Here is a 23,798-nt window from a genome sequence, read left to right as displayed (position 1 = left end):
GGTGTTCGAACTGCTGCGCCCGTACATCGCGGTCCTGGCCGGCCGCTTCCAGCTGACGCTGCAGTACCGCGCCGCGGCGCTGGCGGGGTTCGCCACCCAGTGCTGGTTCGGGGTGATCCGCATCCTGGTGTTCGCCGCCTTCTATGCCGGCGGGGCCGGCAAGGCGCCGATGAGCCTGGGCGACGCGATCACCTACACCTGGCTGGGCCAGGCCTTCCTCGCCTTCCTGCCGTGGTACGCCGATCCCGAGGTGGCGGGCATGGTCCGCTCCGGCGCGGTGGCCTACGAGCGCCTGCGGTCGGTGGACACCTACAGCTTCTGGTATGCCCGCGCCCTGGCCTGGTCGGCGGCCAAGGTGCTGCCGCGGGCGGCGCTGATGGTGGGCTTCGCCTCGGTGCTGCTGCCGCTGGCGGGGCTGGGCAAGTGGAGCCTGCCGCCGCCGACGACGTGGCAGGCCGCCACCCTGTTCGCCGTCTCGGCGATCGGCATGATGCTGCTGTCGGCTGCGTTCACCGTGCTGCTCAACGTGGTGATGGCCGCGACCATGACCGACCGGGGCGCCAACACCCTGGCCGCGCCGCTGGCCAACCTGTTCACCGGCATGGTGATCCCGCTGGCCTTCTTCCCCGACGCCGTTCGCCCCTGGTTGCGCGCCCAGCCGTTCGCCGGCCTGGTGGACATCCCGTTCAGCATCTACTTCGGGGGGCTTTCCGGCGCCCCGGCGCTGCAGGCGATCGCGCTGCAGTTCGTCTGGGTGGCCGTCCTGGTCGGGTTCGGCCGCTGGTGGCTGGGCCGGGTGATGACCCGGCTGCAGATCCAGGGGGGCTGATCCATGGGCGCCCTTCGTCTCTACCTTCGCTACACCGCCTTCTCGATCCGCGCGCAGATGGCCTATCCGGGCTCGTTCCTGCTGCTCAGCTGCGGCGCCTTCCTGGTGACGGTCATCGAGTTCGTCGGCGTGTGGGCGCTGTTCCGGCGGTTCGGCCACCTGCAGGGCTGGAGCCTGGGCGAGGTGTCGCTGTTCTACGGCCTGGTCAGCATGATCTTCGCCTTCGGCGACGCCGTGACCCGCGGCTTCGACGTGTTCGGCGAGGTGTTCGTCAAGACCGGCGGCTTCGACAGGCTGCTGGTGCGCCCGCGCACCACGGCCCTGCAGCTGCTGGGCTACGAGCTGCGTCTGACCCGGGTCGGCCGGCTGGTCCAGGGGATGCTGGTGTTCGCCATCGGCGTCCACCTGACCCACATCACCTTCGGCCCGGCGGCGCTGGCGATCCTGCTGTGGGCGGCGCTGGGCGGCATCGCCCTGTTCTCCGGCCTGTTCGTGTTCCAGGCGACGATGTCCTTCTGGACGGTGGAGAGCCTGGAGGTGATGAACGTGCTGACCTATGGCGGCGAGGCGGCGGCGGAGTATCCGCTGAACATCTACGCCGGCTGGTTCCGCAACGTCCTGACCTTCGTGGTGCCCATCGGCTGCGTGACCTATTTTCCGATGCTGGCGGCCATGGGCCGGGCCGACCCCCTGGGGACGCCGGCCTGGGTCCTGCCGCTGACGCCGGCCGCCGGCTTCGCCTTCCTGGCCGTCGCCCTCTGGGCCTGGGGCTTCGGCGTGCGCCACTACACCTCGACGGGGTCCTGACGGGCGCCTGAGGCGCCGGCGCCACGGGTAATCGCCCGCGGGCGCCCCATCCGTTCAATCGCTTGACCGCCTGTCAGCCTATCCGCGAAGCTTGCCGGGCTGGTGTGGGAGGTTTTCAGGATGCGTTTGTCTGCCCGTCTGAAACGGGAGTGGCGCTTCCTGAGGGGACTGATGCGCACCCTCGGCCGTGTGCGGAGCATCTCCGCCCAGTCCGCCAACCTGCTGTGCGACGATCTGGAGGCCGCGGTCGACAAGTGGCGCGACCGCTGCGCCATCACCTTCGAAGGCCGCTCGCTGACCTATGGCGAGCTCGACGCCATGGCCAATCGCTATGCCCACTGGGCGCAGGACCAGGCCATCCACCGCGGCGACGTGGTGGCGCTGTTCATGCCCAACCGCCTGGAATACCTGGCCATCTGGTACGGCCTGTCGAAGGTCGGAGTGGCCACGGCGCTGATCAACAACCAGCTGGCCGGCCAGACCCTGGCGCATTGCGTGAACATCTCCGGCGCGCGGCACATCATCGTCGACGACGACACCTGGCCGCCGTTCGAGGCCGCCCGCACGCTGCTGTCGCACGACATGCAGGAGTGGATGCTGGGCGCGGCGCACAGCGGCCAGCGCGATCTGGGCCAGGCGATGAAGGGGGTTTCCAGCCTGCGGCCGGGCCCGTCGGCGCGCGACGGCATGACCGCCCGCGACACCGCCCTGTTCATCTTCACCAGCGGCACCACCGGCCTGCCCAAGGCCGCGCGCATCACCCACATGCGCGCCCAGCTGTACATGCGCGGCTTCGCCGGCGCGACGGACGCCGGTCCGGACGATCGCATCTATGTGCCGCTGCCGCTGTACCACGCCACCGGCGGCCTCTGCGGCGTGGGCGCGGCGCTGCTGAACGGCGGCTCGGTGGCGCTGAAGCGCAAGTTCTCCGCCAGCCACTTCTGGCCGGACATCGTCGCCGAGGGCTGCACCCAGTTCGTCTATATCGGCGAACTCTGCCGCTATCTGACCCACCTGCCGCCAAGCCCGGAGGAGACACAGCACAAGCTGCGGCTGGCGTTCGGCAACGGCCTGCGGCCGGACGTCTGGGACCAGCTGGTCGACCGCTTCCACGTGCCCCAGGTGCTGGAGTTCTACGGCTCGACCGAAGGCAATGTGTCGATGTTCAACTTCGACGGCCAGCGCGGCGCCATCGGTCGGGCGCCGAAGTACCTGCGCGGCGTGTTCAACATCCGTCTGGTGCGCTTCGACGTCGAGGCCGAGGCGCCCGTGCGCGGCGCGGACGGCTTCTGCGTCGAGGCCGCGCCCGGCGAGGCCGGCGAGTGCCTGGGCCAGATCCACGACGACGCCCGCACGGCGTACAGCGGCTACGCCGACAAGTCGGCCAGCGAGAAGAAGGTGCTGCACGACGTGTTCGCCAAGGGCGACCGCTGGTTCCGCACCGGCGACCTGATGAGCCAGGACGCGGACGGCTATTTCTATTTCGTCGACAGGGTGGGCGACACCTTCCGCTGGAAGGGCGAGAACGTCTCCACCGGCGAGGTGGCCGAACGGCTGCTCGGCGCGCCGGGGGTCAGCGAGGCCAACGTCTATGGGGTGAAGGTGGGCGACATGGAGGGCCGCGCCGGCATGGCCGGCCTGGTCACCGGTCCCGGCTTCGACCTGGCCGCCTTCGCCGACTATGTCGCGCGCGAGCTGCCGGCCTACGAGCAGCCGCTGTTCCTGCGGCTGCTGCCGCAGATCGAGACCACCGGCACCTTCAAGTACCGCAAGGTCGACCTGGTGGCCGACGGCTTCGATCCGGCCAAGGTGCTGCAGCCGCTGTATGTGAAGGACGGCAAGGGCTACCAGCCCATCACCCCGGCGCTGTTCGCCGACATCCAGGCCGGCCGCATGCGGCTGTGAGCCCCGGCCAGGTGAGCTACGCGACGAATTGGCGGCCTGCGCAGGCGCTTCAGTCGTCGAGCAGCTCGCTCAGCCGGGTGATGATCCGGTCGGGGCGCACCGGGCTGCCGTGTGGCAGGCCGTCGCCGACGTGGTCGTGCCAGATGGCGAAGATGCCCAGGCGCTGGGGCGCGGCCACCTCCCATTCCAGGTTGTCGCCGACCATCCAGGCCTCGTGCGGCTCGACCTTCAGCGCCTCCAGGGCGTGGCGATAGGCGCGCTCCTCCGGCTTGCCGAAGCCGTGCTCGCCCTCGATCTGGATATGGTCGAAGCGGGGGGCCAGGTCGAAGCGGGCGACCTTGGCGCGCTGGTCGGCCGCCGCGCCGTTGGTCACCAGCGCCAGCCGCACCCCGTGCCGCTTCAGGGCGTCCAGCGTCTCGTGCGCGCCCTCGAACAGGGTCATCTGCTCGTTGCGGTAGTCGGTGAAGCGGTCGGCCAGGCGCACGGCCAGGTCGGCGGCGAACGGCTGGCGGCCTTCGGCGTTCAGCCGCGCCAGGGCGCCGGCGACGATCTTGCGCCGGGCCGCGCCCAGGTCCTGGCGATGCTCGCGGTGGCGGTCCTCGTCGCTCCAGAAGTCGGCGGCGTAGTCGGCGACGGCCCTGGTGGCCTCCTCCGGGGTCAGCGGGGCCAGGTGCTCGGCCAGTTCGCTGGTGACCGTCAGCCAAGCCAGTTCCGGCCGCGCGTAGGCCGAGATGATGGTGTCGTCCAGATCGAACAGGATGGCGCGCGGAAAGTTCGGCATGTCAGCACCCTTAATCCAGGCCCGTGAGCTTGCCCACGGACTCGACTATATCAGGGCGATGCCAGACACCGGGATGACCTCCGACCTGTCCGAACCGAAGCTGATCGGCGCCGCCCTGATCAAGGACGAGGTGCGCCGGCTGCCCGACGCCCCGGGGGTCTACCGCATGTTCGGCGAGGACGGCGAGGCCCTCTACGTCGGCAAGGCGCGCTCGCTGAAGAAGCGGGTGATCCAGTACGCCCAGGGCCGCTTCCACACCCAGCGCATCGCCCTGATGGTCGACCTGACCCGCTCGATGGAGTTCACCACCGTCCGCACCGAGACGGACGCCCTGCTGCTCGAGATCAATCTGATCAAGTCGCTGAAGCCGCGCTTCAACGTGCTGCTGCGCGACGACAAGAGCTTCCCCGAGATCGTCATCCGCCGCGAGCACCCGGCGGCGCAGCTGAAGAAGCATCGCGGCGCGCACTCGATCAAGGGCGACTATTTCGGCCCCTTCGCCAGCGCTTTCGCGGTGACCAAGACGCTGAACACCCTGCAGAAGGCCTTCCTGCTGCGCTCGTGCTCGGACAGCGTCTACGAGAGCCGCACGCGGCCCTGCATGCTGCACCAGATCCGCCGCTGCTCGGCGCCGTGCACCGGGCTGATCTCGATCCCCGACTACGAGCAGTTGGTGGGCGAGGCCGAGGACTTCCTGCGCGGCAAGAGCCGGGCGGTGATGGAGCGCATCGCCTCGGAGATGAGCGCCGCGGCCGAGGACCTCGAGTTCGAGCGCGCCGCGCGGCTGCGCGACCGCATCCGCGCCCTGTCCTCGGTGGCGCAGGAAACCCAGGTCAATCCCGAGACCGTGGACGAGGCCGACGTGTTCGCCCTGCACGCCGAGGGCGGCCAGGCCTGCGTGCAGGTGTTCTTCTTCCGCGCCGGCCAGAACTGGGGCAACCGCGCCTATTTCCCGCGGGTCGACAAGGCCGACGAGGACGCCGAGATCATGTCCGCCTTCCTCGGCCAGTTCTATGAGGACAAGCCGATCCCCAAGCTGATCATGGTCAGCGTCGAGCCGGCCGAGCGCGAGCTGCTGGCCGAGGCCTTCGCCATCAAGGCCGGGCGCAAGGTGGAGATCGCCCTGCCCAGGCGCGGCGAGAAGGCCGACCTGGTGCGCCACGCCCACACCAACGCGCGCGAGGCGCTGGGCCGCAAGATGGCCGAGAGCTCGGCGCAGTCGAAGCTGCTGGCGGGGGTCGCCGAGGCGTTCGGCCTGGACGGGCCGCCCGAGCGCATCGAGGTGTACGACAACTCGCACATCATGGGCACCAACGCGGTGGGCGGCATGATCGTCGCCGGCCCGGAGGGCTTCGCCAAGAGCCAGTACCGCAAGTTCAACATCAAGAGCACCGAGCTGACCCCCGGCGACGACTACGCGATGATGAACGAGGTGCTGCGCCGCCGCTTCGCCCGCCTCGCCAAGGAGGAGGAGGCGGGCGAGAACCCCACCCGGCCGGACCTGGTGCTGGTGGACGGCGGCGCCGGCCAGCTGGCCTCGGCCCTGGAGGTGATGGCCGACCTGGGGGTCGACGACGTGGCCGTGGTCGGCGTGGCCAAGGGGCCCGACCGCGACGCGGGGCTGGAGCGGTTCTTCATCCCGGGCAAGGAGCCGTTCATGCTCGAGCCCAAGAGCCCGGTGCTCTACTACCTGCAGCGCCTGCGCGACGAGGCCCACCGCTTCGCCATCGGCGCCCACCGCACGCGCCGTTCGATGGACCTGAAGAAGAACCCCCTGGACGAGATCGACGGCGTCGGCCCGGGCCGCAAGCGCGCCCTGCTGCACGCCTTCGGTTCGGCGCGGGGGGTGAGCCGGGCCTCGGTGGAAGACCTGCAGAAGGTCGAAGGCGTCAGCGCCGCGCTGGCCCAGCGGGTGTTTGACTATTTCAGGAAGGGGTGAGTTTTATTGATTCCATTCAATAAACCTTCTCATCCCGGCGAAAGCCGGGACCCAGGCACGTCTTGCCACATGCTCAACATTTCCTCGCGAGAGAGCCGCTCTTCCAGCCCTTCGGCGAGGTCCAGCCAATTGGGGTTGGTGCGTTCGATCAACTGAAGCTTCCAGAGCCGCCGCCATTCCTTGATCTGCCGCTCGCGACGAAAGACTTGGTGGCGATCCGTGTGCGGCTCGTACCAGACCAACTGGTCCACGCCGTACTTGGCGGTGAAGCCGGGAACGGCCTTGGCCTTGTGCTGGTGGATGCGGTTCAACAGGTCTTGCGTGCTGCCGATGTACAGCGTGCCGTTTCGTCCGCTCGCCAAGATGTAGGTGTAAAACATCGCAGACCCCGCCAAGCCGAGGCTCTTGCCTGGGTCCCGACTTTCGTCGGGATGAAACTCTTAGAATATAGAACGAAAACAGAACAAATGCTAGCGGCCCAGCACCGCATCCTCCGCCGCGTAGTCGAACATCGCGTTGATATAGGCCGGGAATTCCACGCCGGCCTTGGCCGCCGCCTCGGCCGAGCGGCAGGCTTCGCCGACGGCCTGGGCGTAGGTGGCCACCGGGCGGTAGCCCAGCGCCTCGGCGCGGGACATGTCGGCGACCAGGGGGGCGGCGACGCTCCACGGGGTGGCGCCCACGCCCTTCACCGGGGGGCCGTCCAGCAAGGCGAAGTCCAGCGTCACGCCGTAGGCCGCCGCGATCGCCTCGCCGATCTCGCGCACGCTGAGCGCCTGCGGATCGGCGGCGTTCAGGGCCTGGGTCTGCGGTGACTGCAGCGCCACGCGGGTCAGTTCGGCGATGTTGGCGGTGGCGCTCTGGTGGAAGCGGCTCTCGCCGGCCCAGGCGAGGGGGATGCGGCGGCGCCCGTCGAGGATCCGCCTGACGAACCACCATTCGCGCGGATGGCGCGAGCCGGGGCCATAGATGGCGAACGGCCGCAGCAGGATCACTGGCCGCTGCGCCTCGGCCAGCAGCACGTCCTCCATCAGCACCTTGCGCGTGGAATAGGTCTCAAGCCCCGGCGTCGTGCGCGCCTGGTCCTCGGCGATCGGGACCGGATACTGCGGGAAGCCGCCGCTCGCCGCCTCGTCCAGGGTGCGGCCCTGCGCATCGGCATAGACGCTGCCGGTGGAGATCACCACGAAGGCGCCGACGTCGCCCTGCACCGCCAGCAGTTGGCGGGCGTGGCGGTCGTCGTAGGCGACGGTGTCGATCACCGCGTCGAAGCCGCCGTAGACGATGCGGGGCAGCACGCCCGGCTCCTCGCGGTCCAGGTGGATCACCTCGACGCCGGCGCGGCGCAGGTCGTCGGGAAAGCCGGTGGGCGACTTCTGGCCCGCGGTCACGGCCCACCCGTCCGCCAGCAGCGCCTTGGCCGTCGCCCGGCCGATCTGGCCGGAGCCGCCGATGATCAGGGCCTTTCTCGCCATTCCGGCCTCCTCGCAAACGTGTCGCCCGCGACATTAGCCGGCCTTGGGCGTTAGGTTAGCCCAATGAAGCACATCCCGAATCTGCTGACCGGCCTGCGCCTCGCCCTGGCGCTGTTCATGTTCTTCGCCCTGGCGGCGGCGGCGGGCGACGTCCCCTGGTTCTCCGACACCCTGACGCTGCCGCTGCAGCAGAGCCTGCAGCGCTGGGCGTTCGGCGCCTTCGTGGTGGCGGCGGTGACCGACTTCTTCGACGGCTGGCTGGCGCGGCGGATGAACGCGACCACCATCTGGGGCGCGATCCTGGATCCGATCGCCGACAAGGTGCTGGTCTGCGGCGCGGTGCTGGGCCTGCTGTGCGAGGGCGCCAACCCCGCGGTCGTGCTGCCGGCGGCGCTGATCCTGTTCCGCGAATTCACCGTCAGCGCCCTGCGCGAAGTGGCGGCCGGCAAGGCGGTGAAGCTGCCGGTGACGGTGCTGGCCAAGTGGAAGACCACCCTGCAGCTGGTCGCCCTGGGGGCCGAGATCCTGGTGGTGGCCTGGGTCGCCTTCCACCTGCCGCCGAACTCAACCGCGCTGAACTATGTCACCGTCTTCGCCCACTCGGTGCTGTGGCTGGCGGCGCTGGTGACGCTGATCACCGGCGCCCAGTACTGGGAACAGGCGCGAAAGGCGTTGAGCGAGGGCTGACCCGCCCTCAGGACATGGTCGGCGGCGGCTCGGGCCGCGGCTCCGGCAGCGGGGTGAACTCGTCGTGGTCGAGGTCGGGCAGCTTCATGCGCTGGGCCCGCCAGTCGGCCTTGGCCTGCTCGATGCGCTGCTTGGACGAGGAGACGAAGTTCCAGTCGATGAACCGCGGGCCGATCGGCTCGCCGGCGATGATCATCAGTTCGGAGTCGACGACCCCGCTGACCGCGACGGTTTCGCCCGGCGCGAACACCGCCATCTGACCGGCCTTCAGCGTCCGCCCGTCGATCTCCACCTCGCCCGAGGCGACGAACGCCGCGCGTTCGGGATACTCCGCCGGAATACCGCCCCTGGCGCCGCCGTCCAGCCGCCAGTGGGCGTAGGCCATCGGCGAATGGGTCTTCACCTTCGCCTCGGCCCCGAAGCCCTTGCCGGCGATCAGCCGCGCCCACAGGCCGTCGCCCTGGTAGGTCGGCAGGTCGCCCTCGCCATGGTGGGCGAAGGCGGGATCGATTTCCTCCTGACCGTCGGGCAGGGCGACCCAGGCCTGGATCGCATGCATCGACCCGCCGGTCCTGCGCAGGGTCTCGAAACGCTCGGAGTGGGTGATGCCGCGGCCGGCGGTCATCCAGTTGACCTCGCCCGGCCGGATGGCGATCTCCGAGCCGACGCTGTCGCGGTGGGTGATCTCGCCCTCGAACAGGTAGGTCACGGTCGACAGGCCGATGTGCGGATGCGGGCGCACGTCGGCGGTGCGCGGGAAGCCCGGCGCGAAGTCCACCGGTCCCATGTGATCGAAGAAGATGAACGGCCCGACCATGCGGTGCATGGCGAAGGGCAGCACGCGCCCCACCTCGAAGCCGCCGAGGTCGCGCCGACGACTGTCGATCACCAGTTCGATCATCTCGCGCGTTCCTCCTGCAGCCAGCCGTGGTCCGCAGCGTATGCGATGCCGGCCGCGCCGTCGCTAGGAGGAAATCGCCCTGCCGGACGCCGTGCTAGACCCGCGCGCCGACGTAGGGGCTGATCAGGCCCAGCGGCACCGCCGTGGAGTTCTTCACCGAGCGGATGACGATCCGGCTCTCGATGTTCGAGACCAGGCCCAGCGACAGGATCTTGTCGCGCAGGAAGTCGTCGAAGGCGTGCATGTCGCGGGTGACGATGCGCAGTTCGTAGTCGGCCGCGCCGGTGACCGTGGCGCACTGCACCACCTCGGGCCAGCGCTTCACCGACTGCTCGAAGGTCTCGAGGTTTTCCTTGGTCGGCAGGCTGAGCTTGACGGTACAATAGACCTCGAAATCCAGGCCCAGCTTCTCGCGATCGAGAATGGTCACCCGGCGTTGGATCACGCCGTCGTCCTCCAGGCGCTTGATGCGCCGCCAGCACGGGCTGGACGACAGGCCGACCCGTTCGGCGATCTCGGCGACCGACAATCCGGCGTCGTGCTGGATGAGGTCGAGGATTTTAGCGTCTACGGCGTCCAGCATATCGGACAAGAACCTACCCTCCGAAACCGATTTATCGCAAACTCGTTGCTCAAAAAGACCGTTTGCCGGGCACGACTTTGGCAAGCGTTTTCCGGGTGCTTATATATTCTTGCGGCCGGGAGAGCCAGCCCGAAGGGAAGGAAATTTCAATGCGCCATGCCGACGTGACCCTTGACGACAAATATGTGCTCGAAAGTGGTCGCGTTTTCATCACCGGCGTCCAGGCGCTCCTGCGGGTGCTGCTGGACCAGGGGCGGCTCGACGCCCGCGCCGGGATGAACACCGCGGGCTTCCTCTCCGGCTACCGCGGCTCGCCCCTGGGCGGCCTGGACCAGCAGGCGCACCGGGCCGGCAAGTTCCTGGGCGAACGCAACATCGTCTTCAAGGAGGGGCTCAACGAGGACCTGGCCGCCACCGCCGTGTGGGGCAGCCAGCAGGCCAACCTGTTCCCGGGCGCGCTGTACGACGGCGTCTACGGCATGTGGTACGGCAAGGCGCCGGGCGTGGACCGCACCGGCGACGCCTTCAAGCACGCCAACTTCGCCGGAACCTGGGCCAAGGGCGGGGTGCTGGCGGTGGCCGGCGACGACCACGCCTGCAAGTCCTCGACCCTGCCGTCGCAGTCCGAGTTCGCCTTCCAGGACTTCGAGATGCCGGTGCTGGCCCCCGCCGACGTGCAGGAGGTGCTGGACTTCGGCCTGGCCGGCTATGCGCTGTCGCGCTTCTCCGGCCTGTGGACCGGGCTGATCGCCCTGGCCGACACCATGGACTCCGGCGCCACCATCGACATCGGCCTGGACCGCCACCGGTTCATCATTCCCGAGGGTTTCTCGATGCCGCCCGGCGGCCTCGGCATCCGGCTGAAGGACCAGCCGATGGACAAGGAGCGGCGCCTGCGGCTGTTCAAGCTGCCGGCCGCCCTGGCCTTCGCCAAGGCCAACCGGCTGGACCGCGCCGTGCTCACCTCCTCGCGCCCGCGCCTGGGCATCGCCGCCCACGGCCAGGCCTGGAAGGACGTGCTGGAGGCGCTGGCGGCCATGAACCTCGGCCTCGAGGAAGCCGCCGCGCTGGGCGTCTCGCTGTACAAGGTCGGCATGCCCTGGCCGCTGGAGCCCACCGGCCTGCGCGGCTTCGCCCGCGGGCTGGAAACCTTGATGGTGGTCGAGCACAAGCGCCCGCTGCTGGAGGCCCAGGCGCGCGCCGCCCTCTACGAACTGCCCGCCCATGCCCAGCCCAAGGTGATCGGCAAGGTCGACGAACAGGGCCATCCGCTGCTGTCGACGCTGGGGTCGCTGTCGGTGGCGGAAATCGCGCTTGCCATCGCCGACCGCCTGCCGCCCGGCCCGCACATGGAGCGGGTCAACGCCTACCTCGACCGGGTGTCCGCCGCCGGCGTCGCCGCCGTCAGCCTGGGCGCCGACCAGATCCGCAAGCCGTACTTCTGCTCCGGCTGCCCGCACAACACCTCGACCCGGCTGCCGGAGGGGTCCCGCGCCCTGGCCGGGATCGGCTGCCATTACATGGCCAGCTTCTCCGATCCGCAGACCGACCTGACCAGCCACATGGGCGGCGAGGGTCTGTCCTGGGCGGGGGCCAGCCCGTTCACCAGCGAGAAGCACGTGTTCGTCAACCTGGGCGACGGCACCTACAACCACTCCGGCTCGCTGGCGATCCGCGGCTCGATCGCCATGGGCAGCCACATCACCTACAAGCTGCTCTACAACGACGCCGTCGCCATGACCGGCGGCCAGCACCCCGAGAGCGGCTTCTCGGTGGCCCAGATCACCCGCCAGCTGGCGTCCGAGGGCGTCACCCGCACCGTGGTGGTCGCCGCCGAGCCGGAACGCTACGCCGAGGTCACCGACCTCGCGCCTGGCGTGGTGGTGCGTCCGCGCGAGGACCTGATCGCCGTGCAGAAGGAACTGCGCGAGGTCCCCGGGGTCACGGTGCTGATCTACGACCAGGTCTGCGCCACGGAGAAGCGCCGCCGGCGCAAGCGCGGGACCATGGCCGCGGCCGAGAAGCGGGTGTTCATCAACCCGCTGGTCTGCGAGGGCTGCGGCGACTGTTCGGCCGCAAGCCACTGCGTGTCCATCGAGCCGCTGGAGACCGAGTTCGGCCGCAAGCGCAAGATCGACCAGTCCACCTGCAACCAGGACTATTCCTGCGTGAACGGCTTCTGCCCGTCGTTCGTCACCCTGGAAGGCGCGGCCAACGCCCAGGCCGCGCCCCTGCCGGCGCTGACGGCCGACTCCACGCCCCTGCCGGAGATCGAGGCGGTCGAGGGGGTGAAGAACATCATCTTCACCGGCATCGGCGGCACCGGCGTGACCACCACCGCCTCGATCCTGGCCATGGCCGCGCACATCGACGGCCATGCCGCCTCGGTGGTCGACATGACCGGCCTGGCGCAGAAGGGCGGGGCGGTGTTCAGCCACGTGCGCATCGGCGAGACCGAGGAGACCGTCATCGGCGGCCGCGTGCCGGCGGCCAGCACCCACGTGCTGATCGCCTGCGACCTGCTGGTCGCGGCCGGGCCGGACGCCCTGGCGCTCTACGCCAAGGATCGCACCCGCGCCGTCGGCAACGGCGACTTCCAGCCCACCGCCGACTTCGTGGTCAACCGCGATGTCCGCTTCGACGCCGGGGCCATGGCGCGCCGGCTGACGGCCGCCTGCCGCGACTACGACTCGATCCCGGCGGTGGCGATGGCCGAGCGGCGGCTGGGCGACGCCATCTACGCCAACATGATCATGCTGGGCTTTGCCTGGCAGAAGGGGCTGGTGCCGCTCTCCAGCCGCGCCCTCTACCGCGCCATCCGCCTGAACGGCGCCGCGGTCGAGGCGAACCTGCAGGCGTTCGAGATCGGCCGCATCGCGGCGCACGACCCGTCCAGCCGCGGCGAGGGCGAGACGCCGAAGCTGGCGGTCAAGTCGCTGGACGCGCTGATCGCCCACCGCGCCGGGGAGCTGACCGCCTACCAGGACGGCGCCTACGCCCGGCGCTATCTGGACCGCATCGCCCGGGTGCGGGCGGCGGAAGCGGCCGCCGGCGGCGGCGAGGCCCTGACCCGCGCGGCGGCCGCCAACCTCTACAAGCTGATGGCCTACAAGGACGAGTACGAGGTCGCCCGGCTGTATTCCGACGGCCGCTTCGCCAAGGCGCTCGGCGAGACCTTCAAGGGCGGCAAGGCCAAGGTTCTGCTGGCCCCGCCGCTGCTGGCGCGCAAGGGCGAGGACGGCAAGCCGCGCAAGATGGCGTTCGGCGACTGGATGCTGAAGCTCGGCTTCCCGACCCTGGCGAAGCTGAGGGGTCTGCGCGGCGGCCCGCTCGACGTCTTCGGCCGCACCGCCGAGCGGCGCATGGAGCGCCAGCTGGTGACCGACTACGAGGCCGGGCTCGACCGGATCGCCGCTGGCCTCACCGCCGAAAACCTGCCCCTGGCGGTGAAGATCGCCCAGATCCCCGACCAGATCCGCGGCTTCGGCCACGTCAAGGAGGCGTCCGTGGGGCCGGCCAAGGCGGCCGAGGCGAAACTGTGGAGCGAGTGGGCGGCGTAGTCGGCGAGGGCGGAACCCCTCACCCTCCCACGTGCCTTGCTATCGCAAGCCACGCGGGCCCCTCCCTCTCCCTATGGGAGAGGTGATTTTCTCTATCGCGGCAACGATTTAATTCCCTCTCCCATAGGGAGAGGGAGGGGCCCAATCGCGATCAGCGATTGGGAGGGTGAGGGGTTCAGGCCTCTCCGAACAAACCTAGCTATTTCACCGCCGCCCGCACGGCGCTCAGCATCGCCTGACGTCCGCCGTCCAGGTCGTCGTTCCAGGCCGCCGGCCAGGCGGCGTTCTGCACCACCACCAGGTGTTCCGCCGGGAACACGCTGATCGACTGGCCGAAGATGCCTTCCGCCTCGTAGGCGCCCGGGGTCAGCCACCAGAAGTAGCCATAGGGCGGGTCCTTGACGTGCGGGCGGGTGGCGTCGGCGACCCAGCCGTCGGGCAGCACCGGCTGGCCCCCGGCCACGCCGCCGCCCAGCATGAACAGGCCGATGCGGCCATAGTCGCGCAGGGTCATGCTCATGCAGCAGCCGCCGCGCTCGTGTCCGGCGATGTCCTCGACCCAGATGGCGTCCTGCTCCATGCCGAACGGCGCCCAGATCTTCTCCGACAGGTACTGCGCCATGGGCTTGTGCACGGCGTTGGAAAGCAGGATGCCGGCCAGGTCCGTCTCGCCGGTCTTGTAGACGAACTTGGTCCCCGGCGCCGCCTCGCGCGGCAGCTTGCGCATGTAGCTGACCACCGGGTTGACCCCCGGCTCCAGGACCGACAGCCCCACCTTGGCGACGTCGGAATTGAGGTCGGTGTAGTCCTCGTTCCACTTCACGCCGGAGGTCATGGTGATCAGCTGGCGTACGGTGACGCCCTCGTAGGCGCTGCCCTTCAGCTCCGGGATATAGGTGGTGACCGGCTCGTCCAGGCTCTTGATGTAACCGTCGCGGATGGCCGCGCCGATCAGGGTCGAAGTCACCGACTTGGCCACCGAGAACGAGGTCCAGCGCTCGTCCGGCCGGCGGCCGAGGCCGTAGCGCTCCAGCACGATCTGGCCGTCCTTGATCACCAGCAGGCCCGAGACCCGGAACGCCGCCATGTAGCTCTCGGCCGTATAGGTCTTGCCCTTGTAGCGGATGGCCGGGTCGATCGGATGCGCCGCGACGGGCAGCGGGAAGACGTGCTCGCCGCGCTTCACCGGGGCGACCGGGCCGATCTTCTCCATGTTGCGATAGCCCCAGGCCTGCTGCTCGGGCGTCCACATCAGGATCGAGGCGCCGCCGCCGCCGAAGGCGACCGGCGGGTCCGCCGCAGTCGCAGGCGCGGCCAGCACTGTCGCCGCCGCCAGGCCCAGAACGGCCGTCCACAACGCCTTCATCTCACGCATCTCCCCTTTTCGCCGACGCTTAGCAGGCCGCCGGGCGGTTTGCATCGGTCGCGGCTTTCGCTAGGGGAGGGGCATGAGCGAATTCGATTTCGACGCCTGCGTGGTCGGGGCGGGCGCCGTGGGGCTGGCGAGCGGCTTCGCCCTGGCCAAACGCGGCCTGTCGGTGGTGGTCCTGGAAAAGGAAGCCATGATCGGCCAGGGGGTCTCCTCGCGCAATTCCGAGGTGATCCACGGCGGCCTCTACTATCCGACGGGGTCGAAGAAGGCGCGGTTCTGCGTGCAGGGCCGGCGCGCGCTCTACGCCTTCCTGGAGGCGCACAACGTCGCCTATCGCAAGTGCGGCAAGATCGTCGTCGCCACGCAAGAAGACGAGGTCGAGCGGCTGGAGGCGATCGGCCGCCAGGCGCTGGCCAACGACGTCGAGGGCATGCAGACCCTGACTGGCGCCCAGGCCATGGCCCTGGAGCCGGGGCTGAAGGTGGTCGAGGCCCTGCTGTCGCCGGAGAGCGGCGTGTTCGACAGCCACGGCTACATGCATGCGCTGCGCGGCGAGATCGAAGGCCGCGGCGGGGCGGTGGTCGAAGGCTCCCCGCTGCTGGGCGCCGAGCCGCTGGCCGGCGGCGGCTTTCGCCTGCGCGTCGGCGGGGAGGCGCCGGCGGAGCTGACCGTGCGCCTGCTGGTGACCGCGCCGGGCCTTTCGGCCCAGGCCGTGGCGGCGACCATCGAGGGCTTCCCCAGCGAGCGCATCCCCCGGCGCCACCTGGGCAAGGGGGTCTATTTCCGCTTCCACGGCAAGGCGCCGTTCGAGCACCTGATCTATCCGCCGCCGATCCCCGGCGCGCTCGGCACCCACTACCGCAAGGACCTGGGGGGCGGGGCGGTGTTCGGCCCGGACCTGGCCTTCGTCGAGACCGAGGACTACACGGTCGACCCCGCGCGGGCGGACGAATTCTACCGCTATATCCGCCGCTTCTGGCCGGGCCTGCCGGACGGCGCCCTGTCGCCCGACTACGCCGGCATCCGCCCGAAGATCCATGGACCCGGCGAGCCGCAGCCCGACTTCCAGCTGGATGGCGCGGACGTCCATGGCCTGCCGGGCCTCGTCGCCCTGTTCGGCATCGAGAGCCCGGGCCTGACGTCGTCGCTGGCGATCGGCGAGGCGGTGGCCGGCATGCTCTGCGGCTGACCGTCCTGAGGGCCCGCAAGCGGCTTGAAGGCGCGGAACTTCCCGCCTATAAGCCGGCCCTCCAAAACGAGTGACCCCTTTTGGCTGGGTAGCTCAGATGGTTAGAGCGGTGGATTCATAACCCACAGGTCGGCGGTTCGATCCCGCCCCCAGCTACCACTCGATTTTGGACCTTCCCCATGGCCGGAGACCTCGACTTCACCGAGCCCGCAGAGCGGTTCGCCGTCAGCCTGCTGGGCGTCACCCTGCGGCTGAACGGGGTCGGCGGCGTGATCGTCGAGACCGAGGCCTACGATGCGGAGGATCCGGCCTCGCACGCCTTCCGCGGGCCGACGGCGCGCAACGCGGTGATGTTCGGCCCGCCGGGCCGGGCCTATGTCTACCGCTCGTACGGCCTGCACTGGTGCCTGAACCTGGTGTGCGGGCCGCAGCCCGGCGCGGCGGTGCTGATCCGCGCGCTCGCGCCGACGGACGGCCTGGCGGTGATGGCGCAGCGGCGCGGCCTGTCGGCGGCCCGGCTGCTGTGTTCGGGACCGGGCCGGCTATGCCAGGCGCTGGGCATCACGGTGGCGCAGAACGGGCTCTGCGTGACGGAACCTCCGTTCGAGCTGCTGGCGCCCGCCGCGCCGCCGGCGGAGATCCTCGTCGGTCCACGCATCGGCCTGACCAAGGGCGTCGAGACCCCCTGGCGCTTCGGCCTCAAAGGCTCACCGCATGTGTCGAAGCCGTTTCCGCGGGCGGGCTGACGCCTGCCCTGCGCCGCCGCGCCAGCGGCCGTCTCTCAGAACTCTTCCCAGTCGCTGACGGCCGCCGCGGGCTGTGTCGCGCGGGCCGAGGCGGCGATCCTCGCCTGCGCCTCGCGCACCACGTTGCGCGCCGGCGGATGCCGCTCGCTTCTGGCGACCTCCAAGCGAGCGGGGGCGCGGGAAGGCTCTGCGCGGCCGGCCGAGACCCGCGCCGGCGCTGCCCGGTCGCCTGAGGCGGCCGCCTGGGCGCCGGTCCTGAAGCGCGAGATCAACTGGGTCAGATCCCGGGCCTCGGCATTCATGGTGGTGGCGGCCGCGGCGGTCTGCTGGACCATGGCCGCGTTCTGCTGGGTGACCTGGTCCATCTGATTGACGGCCACATTGACCTGGTTGAGGCCCGTCGCCTGTTCCTGGGCCGACTGCGCGATCTCGGCGATCTGACCGGTGATCTCGCCGACCTTGACGACGATGGCGCCCAGGGCCTGGCCGGTGTCGCCCACCAGCCGCACGCCGCGTTCGACCTGGGCGCTGCTGTTGGCGATCAGGGTCTTGATCTCCTTGGCGGCCTCGGCCGAGCGCTGCGCCAGCGCCCGCACTTCCTGCGCCACCACGGCGAAGCCGCGGCCCGCCTCGCCGGCGCGGGCGGCTTCCACCCCCGCGTTAAGCGCCAGCAGGTTGGTCTGGAAGGCGATCTCGTCGATCACGCCGATGATCTGGCTGATCTGGCCGGAGCTCCCCGAGATCTCGCCCATGGCGGAGACGGCGTCCTGCACGATGACGCCGGACCTTTCGGCGTCCGCCTGGGCCGAGCGGGCCGAGTCCGAGGCCTGCCTGGCGCCCTCCGCGCTGCGCTTGACGGTGGCGGTGATCTCGTCGAGCGCCGCGGCCGCTTCCTCCAGCGTGGCCGCCTGCTGCTCGGTCCGCCGGGACAGGTCGTCGGCAGCGGAGGCGATCTCGTCCGAGCCGCCGTGGATGCCGCTGGCGGCGGCGGTCACCGACGCCATCGCCTGGCGAAGCTGGCGGGAGGCCTCGTTGAAATCATCCTTCAGGCCCTGGGCCTTGGCGGAGAACGGCACGGTGATCTCGTGGGTCAGGTCGCCGCCCGCCAGCGCCTTCAGCGCGGCCGCCAGCTCGCCGATGGCGATCCGGTCGGAGTCGGCCTCCGCCTTGGCCGCGAGTTCGATCGTCTTCTGGTCGTGGATGTCGATCAGCGACCCGCAGGCGTGGATCGTCACCCCGTCCGGCGCGTGGCGGCAGCCGCCGATGGCCCGGAACCACCGGTAGGCGCCCGTGCGGGTCTTCAGCCGATAGGTGACGTCATAGCGAACCGTTCCGGTGCGGTCCGTCAGATGGCCGGCGAAGGCCGCGAAGGTCGGCTCCACATCCTCCGGGTGCAGCTTGTCGGACCAGGACTGACAGACGTTGGGAAAGTCGGACTCGCTGGAATAGCCGACCAGCCGGCGAAACTCGGGCGACCAGGTCCACTGGCTGCGAGGATCGAGGGCGTCGGCGTTGTAGAGCACCGCCTCCCACAGCCCCACGCCACAGGTGGCGTCCAGCAGGTCGGAGCGTTCCTTGAGCTTGGCGAACTCGGCCGACTGGCGAGACGAATGCGATGTTTCACTGCGACGGAATGAGAGCATGGATCGGCGCCCGGACTTGATCTTCAGGGCGTGCGAACCTCTGCGCGGCGCCCTGGCCGAGGGGGCCAGAGCGAGGTTGATGGGAGCTTAAGCATGGCGCCGGAATGGCGCGGCGTTTGGCCGCGACAGCGCCGATCTTCGGCGGCGCGCCAGCCTCGTGGCAGCCCTGCCGCGAGCGTCCTCGCCGCATCAACCGGATGGCGTGGGCCCGCAGCCTCCGCGATCACGCCGATCCCCCTGGGGGCGGCGTCTTACGAATCAGTCTGCCTTCGTCGCCAGGAACAGCGGGTTCGGTTCGGGCTCGGCCACCTTGGTCAGGGTGTTGACGTCGCGGTGGCGGAACGGCTCGGCCTGGCCCTTCACCACCAGGGTGGTGTCGGAGATGTAGCTCCACGTGCCGTCCGGATTGAAGGTCACCTCGATCTGGTAGGCGTCGGTGCGGAAGGCGTATTCCAGGAACGGGTTGGAGGCGATGCCCGCCTCGGTCGAGCCGCGCACGGCCTTGAGCAGCAGCTTGTCGTCGCCCGGCTGGGCCTGGCCGATCGCCAGCGCCACCTGGCCGCGCGGGATGGAGACCGTCTGCATGATCATGCCGGTGGCCGGCTCCCACAGCCAGTAGCCGACCTGGTCATGGAAGGTCGTGGCCTCTTCGCGGGTATTGATGTGGACATGATAGCGCAGGCCGTACAGCAGCTGCGGCCCGTTCGGCTGCGGGTCGATCGGCTGCATGACGATGCGTTCGAGGTAGATGCGCCGCTCGGGGCCTTCCGCCTTCGGGTTCACGTCGACCCCGCGCAGGCCTTCCCAGGTCCCCGCCAGCCGGGTGAGCGGGCCGAGGTTGGCCAGCCCATCGGGATCCACGTCCTCCGGCTCGGTGAAGATGTCGTCCGGAAACTCGGCCATGCGCGAAACTCCCTGCTGGTGCAGGGTTCCCTAGCTTAGGCGGACGCGGATTTCGATAGGGTGGTTCTCCGCCGGAGCCCCTCCAGCCGGACTCAGGCGCCCAGCGCCTGGTCCAGGTCGGCGATCAGGTCGTCGGCGTCCTCGATGCCCACGGACAGGCGGATGAAGCCGTCGGCGATGCCCATCTCGCGGCGGGTCGCCTCGGGGATGGTGGCGTGGGTCATGATGGCCGGGTGCTCGATCAGGCTTTCCACGCCGCCGAGGCTCTCGGCGAGGGTGAACAGCTGGGTGCGCTCCAGCATCCGGCGCGTGCCGTCCAGGTCGCGCTTCAGGGTGGCGGAGACCATGCCGCCGAAGCCGCCGGTCATCTGCCGGCGGGCCAGGTCGTGCTGCGGATGGCTGGGCAGGCCGGGGTAGTAGACCCGCTCCACGTCCGGATGCGCCTCCAGCCAGGCGGCGATGCGGCTGGCGCTGGCGCAGTGGCGCTCCATGCGCAGGGCCAGGGTCTTGAGGCCGCGCAGGGCCAGGAAGCTGTCGAACGGGCCGGAGATGGCGCCCACCGCGTTCTGCAGGAACTTCATCTGCTGCAGCAGCTCCGGGTCATCCTCGCCCACCACCGCCACGCCGCCGACCATGTCGGAGTGGCCGTTGAGGTACTTGGTGGTGGAGTGCAGGGTGATGTGGAAGCCGTGTTCCAGGGGCCGCTGCACGAAGGGGGTGGCGAAGGTGTTGTCGGCCACCGCGATCAGCCCTCGCCGGCGGGCGAGGGCGCCGATCGCCGCCAGGTCGGCCAGTTTCAGGGTGGGGTTGGTCGGGGTTTCAACCCAGATCATCCGCGTGCGCGGGGTGATCGCCGCCTCCACCGCGGCCAGGTCGGTCAGGTCCATGAAGCTGAAGCCGAGCCCGGCGGAGCGGCGGCGCACGCGCTCGAACAGGCGGAACGAGCCGCCGTAGAGGTCGTCGCTGGCGATCACGTGGTCGCCGCTGTCCAGCAGCTCCAGCACGGTGGCGGCGGCGGCGAGGCCCGAGGCGTAGGCGAAGCCGGCGGCGCCGCTTTCCAGGTCGGCGACGCAGCGCTCGAAGGCGAAGCGGGTGGGGTTCTGGCTGCGCGAGTATTCGAAGCCCTTGTGCACGCCGGGGCTCGCCTGGGCGTAGGTCGAGGTGGCGTAGATCGGCGTCATCACCGCGCCGGTGGTGGGGTCGTGCTCCTGGCCCGCGTGTACGGTCCGTGTGGCGAAGGCGAGGCGGTTGGCGGGGCCGCGGGGCGCTTGCGTCATACGGTCATGGCCTCGTTCTGGCTGGTGAGCCGAAGGTGGTTGATCAGGTCGACGCGGGTGATCAGGCCGACGAATTCCTCGCCCTCCAGCACCACGGCCACCTCGTCGCGGTCGAACACCCTGAGCAGGGTGTCGATAGGTTGGTCGGCCTGCAGCGTCTTGACCCTGGTGGTCATCGCCTTGCCCACGAGCGACTTGAAGGCGAGGTCGCGATGGGCGTCCGCGCCCTCGACCGCGGCCAGCAGGTCGCTCTCGTCCAGCAGGCCCACCAGCCGGCCATCGTCGACCACCGGCAGCTGGCTGATGTCCGAGGAACGCATGCGGTTGTAGGCGGTCAGCAGGGTGTCCTCCGGGCCGATGGTCACCACCCCGCCCTCGGACCAGCGCTTGGCGATCAGGTCGCGCAGGTCGCCGTGCAGGGTGCGGTCGGTGAAGCCCTGAGCCGCCACCCAGAAGTCGTTGAAGGCCTTGGTCAAATATTTCGCGCCGGTGTCGCAGGCCAGGGTCACCACCCGCTTCGGCGTGGTCTGCTCGCGGCAGTACCGCAGGGCCGCGGCCAGCAAGGTGCCCGTGGAGGAGCCGGCCAGCACGCCTTCGGCGCGCAGCAGGGCCCGGGCGGTCTCGACGCTCTCGCGGTCGCCGATGGAATAGGCCTTGGCCACCAGGTCCATCTGCGCATTGACCGGCACGAAGTCTTCCCCGATGCCCTCGACCACCCAGGAGCCGGCATCGATCAGCTCGCCGGTCTCGACGTAGTGGCGCAGGATCGATCCCACCGGATCGGCCAGGATCATCTGCGTCTTCGGCGAATGCGCGCGCATGAAGCGGCCGATGCCGGTCAGGGTGCCGCCCGAGCCGACCCCCACCACCACGGCGTCCACGTCGCCGTCCATCTGCTGCAGGATCTCCGGACCCGTACCGCGCTCGTGCGCCAGGGGGTTGGCCGGGTTCTCGAACTGGTTGGCGTAGAAGGCGCCGGTCTCGTCGGCGAAGGCCTGGGCCATGTCCTGGTAGTATTCCGGATGCCCCTTGCCGACGTCCGAGCGGGTCAGGCGCACGTCCACGCCCATCGCCCGCAGGTGCAGGATCTTCTCGCGCGCCATCTTGTCCGGCACAATCAGCACCAGCCGGTAGCCCTTCAGCGTCGCCACCTGGGCCAGGCCCAGCCCGGTGTTGCCGGCGGTGGCCTCGACGATGGTCCCGCCGGGCTTCAGCCGCCCATCGGCCTCGGCCGCCTCGATCATGGAGCGGGCCACGCGGTCCTTGATCGATCCGCCGGGATTCTGGTTCTCAAGCTTCAGGAACAGGCGACAGGGGCCGGTGTCGAGCCGGGTGAGTTCCAGCATCGGCGTGTGGCCGATCAGGTCGAGCGCCGAACCGACGGCGCGCGGCGCGCCGGTGTGAGTCGGAAGGGTCATGGCGCCAGACTAACGTGCGAACGTCGGCCTGGGCTTCACGAAGATGTGGGCAAGTTTTTCGCCGTGCGGCTGACGGCGAGGCAGGATGCTTCGGGCAGGAGCGTCGCTGCGGGACGATCGACCCCGACGAGCCTCAGGCGGCGGCGGCCTTGTCGATGACCTCCTTGGCGGCGAGGGCCATGTCCAGGGCCTCCAGCAGTCGCTCGGGCTTGATCGGCTTTTCCACCACGCACAGCATGCCCGCCGCCATGTATTCGCGCGCCTCGTCGGGGTCGGCGTTGGCGGTGAGGGCGACGATCGGCGCGCTGCCGGCCGGGCCCTTCAGCTTGCGGATCTCGCGCGTGGCGGTGACGCCGTCCATGCGCGGCATCTTGATGTCCATCAGGATCACGTCGAAGCGGCCGGCCTTGGCGGCTTCCACAGCCTCCACCCCGTCGGCGACGGACTCGGTGGAGCAGTCGAACATCTCGCACAGGGCCTCGACCACCATGCGGTTGGTGGCGTTGTCGTCCACCACCAGCACGTGGGCGGACCGGCCGCCCTGGGCCTCGGCCTGAACGGACTGTTCGCTGATCGCCTCGGCGGCGGCCAGGTCGATCTCGAAGCTGATGGTCGCCCCGGCGCCGATGTTGGGCTCGGCCGACAGCCGGCCGCCCATGGCCCCGATGGCCCGGCCGGCCAGGGCCAGGCCCAGGGCCACGCCCAGGGTCGAGCGTGGGGCCGGCGCGGCGTCGTCGTCGAACATGCGCTGCAGATAGGCCCCGTCGTAGAGTGCGCCGTTGTCGCGCACCCGGCCGCGCAGGGCGACCCGCGAACCGGCCGGCGAGGTCTTCAGGCTGGCCTCGATGACGCCGGTGCGGGCGTTGGTCAGGGCATGGCCGATCAGGGCGTCGAACACCTGGATCAGGCGCGGACTGTCGGTCATCGCCGCGCAGTCCGGGTCGCCGTCGTAGGAGACCAGCAGGGTCAGGCCGGCGATATCGGCCTTGGCGCGCCAGCGCGCCTCCACCTCGTCCATCAGATCCTGCAACCGGCGCGGCTCGGCCTCGAGGCGAAGTTCGGCCGTCTGGGCGCGGTGCAGATCGGCGGCGGTCTCCAGCAGATCGAGCATGCCATGGCTGGCTTCGGAGATGGTCTCCAGGCAGGCCACGGCGTCCTCGGGCAGCCGGAAGCGGCGCATGCGCTCGATGGCCGCGAGGGTGTTCATCACCGGCTCGCGACTTTCGGCGGTGATGCGTTCGATGAGGTTGCTGGTCGGGGCGGCAGTGGGTGATGCCGCCGCGGCGCCCAGCAGGGAGACGGCGGTGCAGACGCCGGCGTAGGCCCCCGCTTCGTCGACGACGATGAAGCCGCCCAGCAGGGTCTCCGGCGCCGTGCGCGACAGGTCGGCCGCGACCTCCGCGGCCACCGCGGTCTCGCAGACCACAGTCGGCGGCGCGGACATCACGGCGCGGGCGCTGAGGTCGCCGGCGCCCGGCACCTCCATGCGCGCCAGGAAGGTCTCGCGCGCGATCACGCCCACCGGCATGCCGTGGTCGACGACGGCCAGCGCCAGGGCGGCTGGATCGCGGATGAAGCGCTCGAGGATCGTTTCGCACGCGCAATCGGCGGCAACCGGGTCGCGGCGGTCGATCAGACGGGAAAGGGTGTCCATGGGGCGCCGGGGATGCCTAATTGGAGGCACACCATGGCGCACGCCGCTTGCGAAGACGTTAAGCGCGATAACGTTGCGTGCGTTTTCACAGACATCCGCCGCGCGAATTTGGCGCCGCCCCGGAAATAT

At 69.9% G+C, this 23,798-nt stretch carries 19 protein-coding genes and 1 tRNA gene; 9 read left to right on the top strand and 11 right to left on the bottom strand.

Going from position 1 to position 23,798, the window contains the following annotated elements:
• Position 1 precedes the first annotated feature (1 nt).
• The 3 genes from ACO2Q3_RS05305 (at position 2) to ACO2Q3_RS05295 (ending at position 3,541) form a co-directional block, all read left to right on the top strand.
• The gene (locus ACO2Q3_RS05305; RefSeq protein ID WP_423305492.1) at positions 2-829 is read left to right on the top strand and encodes an ABC transporter permease; all 828 of its coding nucleotides are present in this window, start codon (positions 2-4) and stop codon (positions 827-829) included.
• Positions 830-832: 3 nt separating this feature from the next.
• A complete protein-coding gene (locus ACO2Q3_RS05300; protein WP_423305491.1) occupies positions 833-1,636 on the top strand; it encodes an ABC transporter permease in 804 nt (267 codons plus the stop codon).
• A 120-nt stretch (positions 1,637-1,756) separates the two neighbouring features.
• Complete coding sequence (locus ACO2Q3_RS05295; protein WP_423305490.1) at positions 1,757-3,541, top strand: long-chain-acyl-CoA synthetase; 1,785 nt, start codon at positions 1,757-1,759, stop codon at positions 3,539-3,541.
• 49 nt (positions 3,542-3,590) lie between these two features.
• On the opposite strand, the gene ACO2Q3_RS05290 is transcribed toward ACO2Q3_RS05295, so the two are convergent.
• On the bottom strand, positions 3,591-4,322 hold the full coding sequence (locus ACO2Q3_RS05290) for an HAD family hydrolase (protein ID WP_423305489.1): 732 nt from the start codon (positions 4,320-4,322) through the stop codon (positions 3,591-3,593).
• Between the two features lie 58 nt (positions 4,323-4,380).
• Here ACO2Q3_RS05290 and uvrC point away from each other — a divergent pair, with 58 nt between their 5' ends.
• A complete protein-coding gene (gene uvrC / locus ACO2Q3_RS05285) occupies positions 4,381-6,261 on the top strand; it encodes an excinuclease ABC subunit UvrC (RefSeq protein WP_423305488.1) in 1,881 nt (626 codons plus the stop codon).
• A 29-nt stretch (positions 6,262-6,290) separates the two neighbouring features.
• Here uvrC and ACO2Q3_RS05280 read toward each other — a convergent pair whose 3' ends face one another.
• On the bottom strand, positions 6,291-6,641 hold the full coding sequence (locus ACO2Q3_RS05280; RefSeq protein ID WP_423305487.1) for a GIY-YIG nuclease family protein: 351 nt from the start codon (positions 6,639-6,641) through the stop codon (positions 6,291-6,293).
• Between the two features lie 90 nt (positions 6,642-6,731).
• Entirely contained in the window at positions 6,732-7,736 is a 1,005-nt protein-coding gene (locus ACO2Q3_RS05275) for an NAD-dependent epimerase/dehydratase family protein (RefSeq protein ID WP_423305486.1), read from the bottom strand.
• 63 nt (positions 7,737-7,799) lie between these two features.
• Between ACO2Q3_RS05275 and pgsA the strand changes: the two genes are divergently transcribed.
• Positions 7,800-8,423, top strand: coding sequence for a CDP-diacylglycerol--glycerol-3-phosphate 3-phosphatidyltransferase (pgsA, locus tag ACO2Q3_RS05270; protein WP_423305485.1), 624 nt, complete (start codon positions 7,800-7,802; stop codon positions 8,421-8,423).
• A 7-nt stretch (positions 8,424-8,430) separates the two neighbouring features.
• Here the strand turns inward: pgsA and ACO2Q3_RS05265 are convergent, their stop codons facing one another.
• Both ACO2Q3_RS05265 and ACO2Q3_RS05260 read right to left on the bottom strand, forming a co-directional pair.
• Positions 8,431-9,324: a pirin family protein gene (locus ACO2Q3_RS05265; RefSeq protein ID WP_423305484.1), complete on the bottom strand. Its 894-nt coding sequence runs from the start codon at positions 9,322-9,324 to the stop codon at positions 8,431-8,433.
• 94 nt (positions 9,325-9,418) lie between these two features.
• Complete coding sequence (locus ACO2Q3_RS05260; RefSeq protein ID WP_423305483.1) at positions 9,419-9,916, bottom strand: Lrp/AsnC family transcriptional regulator; 498 nt, start codon at positions 9,914-9,916, stop codon at positions 9,419-9,421.
• A 140-nt stretch (positions 9,917-10,056) separates the two neighbouring features.
• Here ACO2Q3_RS05260 and ACO2Q3_RS05255 point away from each other — a divergent pair, with 140 nt between their 5' ends.
• Positions 10,057-13,467: an indolepyruvate ferredoxin oxidoreductase family protein gene (locus tag ACO2Q3_RS05255; protein WP_423305482.1), complete on the top strand. Its 3,411-nt coding sequence runs from the start codon at positions 10,057-10,059 to the stop codon at positions 13,465-13,467.
• Between the two features lie 199 nt (positions 13,468-13,666).
• On the opposite strand, the gene ACO2Q3_RS05250 is transcribed toward ACO2Q3_RS05255, so the two are convergent.
• A complete protein-coding gene (locus ACO2Q3_RS05250) occupies positions 13,667-14,842 on the bottom strand; it encodes a serine hydrolase domain-containing protein (protein ID WP_423305481.1) in 1,176 nt (391 codons plus the stop codon).
• 73 nt (positions 14,843-14,915) lie between these two features.
• Here ACO2Q3_RS05250 and ACO2Q3_RS05245 point away from each other — a divergent pair, with 73 nt between their 5' ends.
• From ACO2Q3_RS05245 to ACO2Q3_RS05235, 3 genes are all read left to right on the top strand, one after another.
• Complete coding sequence (locus ACO2Q3_RS05245; RefSeq protein ID WP_423305480.1) at positions 14,916-16,028, top strand: NAD(P)/FAD-dependent oxidoreductase; 1,113 nt, start codon at positions 14,916-14,918, stop codon at positions 16,026-16,028.
• A gap of 82 nt (positions 16,029-16,110) precedes the next feature.
• Positions 16,111-16,187 (top strand) — tRNA-Met (locus ACO2Q3_RS05240).
• A 20-nt stretch (positions 16,188-16,207) separates the two neighbouring features.
• Positions 16,208-16,774, top strand: coding sequence for a DNA-3-methyladenine glycosylase (locus ACO2Q3_RS05235; protein ID WP_423305479.1), 567 nt, complete (start codon positions 16,208-16,210; stop codon positions 16,772-16,774).
• 35 nt (positions 16,775-16,809) lie between these two features.
• Here the strand turns inward: ACO2Q3_RS05235 and ACO2Q3_RS05230 are convergent, their stop codons facing one another.
• From ACO2Q3_RS05230 to ACO2Q3_RS05210, 5 genes are all read right to left on the bottom strand, one after another.
• On the bottom strand, positions 16,810-18,417 hold the full coding sequence (locus tag ACO2Q3_RS05230) for a methyl-accepting chemotaxis protein (RefSeq protein WP_423305478.1): 1,608 nt from the start codon (positions 18,415-18,417) through the stop codon (positions 16,810-16,812).
• A gap of 258 nt (positions 18,418-18,675) precedes the next feature.
• Entirely contained in the window at positions 18,676-19,320 is a 645-nt protein-coding gene (locus ACO2Q3_RS05225; protein ID WP_423305477.1) for an FABP family protein, read from the bottom strand.
• Positions 19,321-19,412: 92 nt separating this feature from the next.
• The gene (locus ACO2Q3_RS05220) at positions 19,413-20,597 is read right to left on the bottom strand and encodes a trans-sulfuration enzyme family protein (RefSeq protein WP_423305476.1); all 1,185 of its coding nucleotides are present in this window, start codon (positions 20,595-20,597) and stop codon (positions 19,413-19,415) included.
• Complete coding sequence (locus ACO2Q3_RS05215; protein ID WP_423305475.1) at positions 20,594-22,015, bottom strand: pyridoxal-phosphate dependent enzyme; 1,422 nt, start codon at positions 22,013-22,015, stop codon at positions 20,594-20,596. The genes ACO2Q3_RS05220 and ACO2Q3_RS05215 overlap by 4 nt, the downstream gene beginning before the upstream one ends.
• A gap of 133 nt (positions 22,016-22,148) precedes the next feature.
• Positions 22,149-23,669, bottom strand: coding sequence for a response regulator (locus ACO2Q3_RS05210; RefSeq protein WP_423305474.1), 1,521 nt, complete (start codon positions 23,667-23,669; stop codon positions 22,149-22,151).
• Positions 23,670-23,798: the final 129 nt, after the last annotated feature.

Source organism: Caulobacter sp. KR2-114 (assembly GCF_049446115.1).
Classification (GTDB): Bacteria; Pseudomonadota; Alphaproteobacteria; order Caulobacterales; family Caulobacteraceae; genus Acaudatibacter.
The sequence above is the reverse complement of the archived record's forward strand: the minus strand, read 5'-3'. Positions and strand labels throughout refer to the sequence as shown.

Coding starts and splice junctions, on each gene's coding strand:
- ACO2Q3_RS05300 (WP_423305491.1), top strand. CDS start 833: ATGGGCGCCCTTCGTCTCTACCTTCGCTACACCGCCTTCTCGATCCGC.
- ACO2Q3_RS05295 (WP_423305490.1), top strand. CDS start 1,757: ATGCGTTTGTCTGCCCGTCTGAAACGGGAGTGGCGCTTCCTGAGGGGA.
- ACO2Q3_RS05290 (WP_423305489.1), bottom strand. CDS start 4,322: ATGCCGAACTTTCCGCGCGCCATCCTGTTCGATCTGGACGACACCATC.
- uvrC (WP_423305488.1), top strand. CDS start 4,381: ATGCCAGACACCGGGATGACCTCCGACCTGTCCGAACCGAAGCTGATC.
- ACO2Q3_RS05280 (WP_423305487.1), bottom strand. CDS start 6,641: ATGTTTTACACCTACATCTTGGCGAGCGGACGAAACGGCACGCTGTAC.
- ACO2Q3_RS05275 (WP_423305486.1), bottom strand. CDS start 7,736: ATGGCGAGAAAGGCCCTGATCATCGGCGGCTCCGGCCAGATCGGCCGG.
- pgsA (WP_423305485.1), top strand. CDS start 7,800: ATGAAGCACATCCCGAATCTGCTGACCGGCCTGCGCCTCGCCCTGGCG.
- ACO2Q3_RS05265 (WP_423305484.1), bottom strand. CDS start 9,324: ATGATCGAACTGGTGATCGACAGTCGTCGGCGCGACCTCGGCGGCTTC.
- ACO2Q3_RS05255 (WP_423305482.1), top strand. CDS start 10,057: ATGCGCCATGCCGACGTGACCCTTGACGACAAATATGTGCTCGAAAGT.
- ACO2Q3_RS05250 (WP_423305481.1), bottom strand. CDS start 14,842: ATGCGTGAGATGAAGGCGTTGTGGACGGCCGTTCTGGGCCTGGCGGCG.
- ACO2Q3_RS05245 (WP_423305480.1), top strand. CDS start 14,916: ATGAGCGAATTCGATTTCGACGCCTGCGTGGTCGGGGCGGGCGCCGTG.
- ACO2Q3_RS05235 (WP_423305479.1), top strand. CDS start 16,208: ATGGCCGGAGACCTCGACTTCACCGAGCCCGCAGAGCGGTTCGCCGTC.
- ACO2Q3_RS05230 (WP_423305478.1), bottom strand. CDS start 18,417: ATGCTCTCATTCCGTCGCAGTGAAACATCGCATTCGTCTCGCCAGTCG.
- ACO2Q3_RS05225 (WP_423305477.1), bottom strand. CDS start 19,320: ATGGCCGAGTTTCCGGACGACATCTTCACCGAGCCGGAGGACGTGGAT.
- ACO2Q3_RS05220 (WP_423305476.1), bottom strand. CDS start 20,597: ATGACGCAAGCGCCCCGCGGCCCCGCCAACCGCCTCGCCTTCGCCACA.
- ACO2Q3_RS05215 (WP_423305475.1), bottom strand. CDS start 22,015: ATGACCCTTCCGACTCACACCGGCGCGCCGCGCGCCGTCGGTTCGGCG.
- ACO2Q3_RS05210 (WP_423305474.1), bottom strand. CDS start 23,669: ATGGACACCCTTTCCCGTCTGATCGACCGCCGCGACCCGGTTGCCGCC.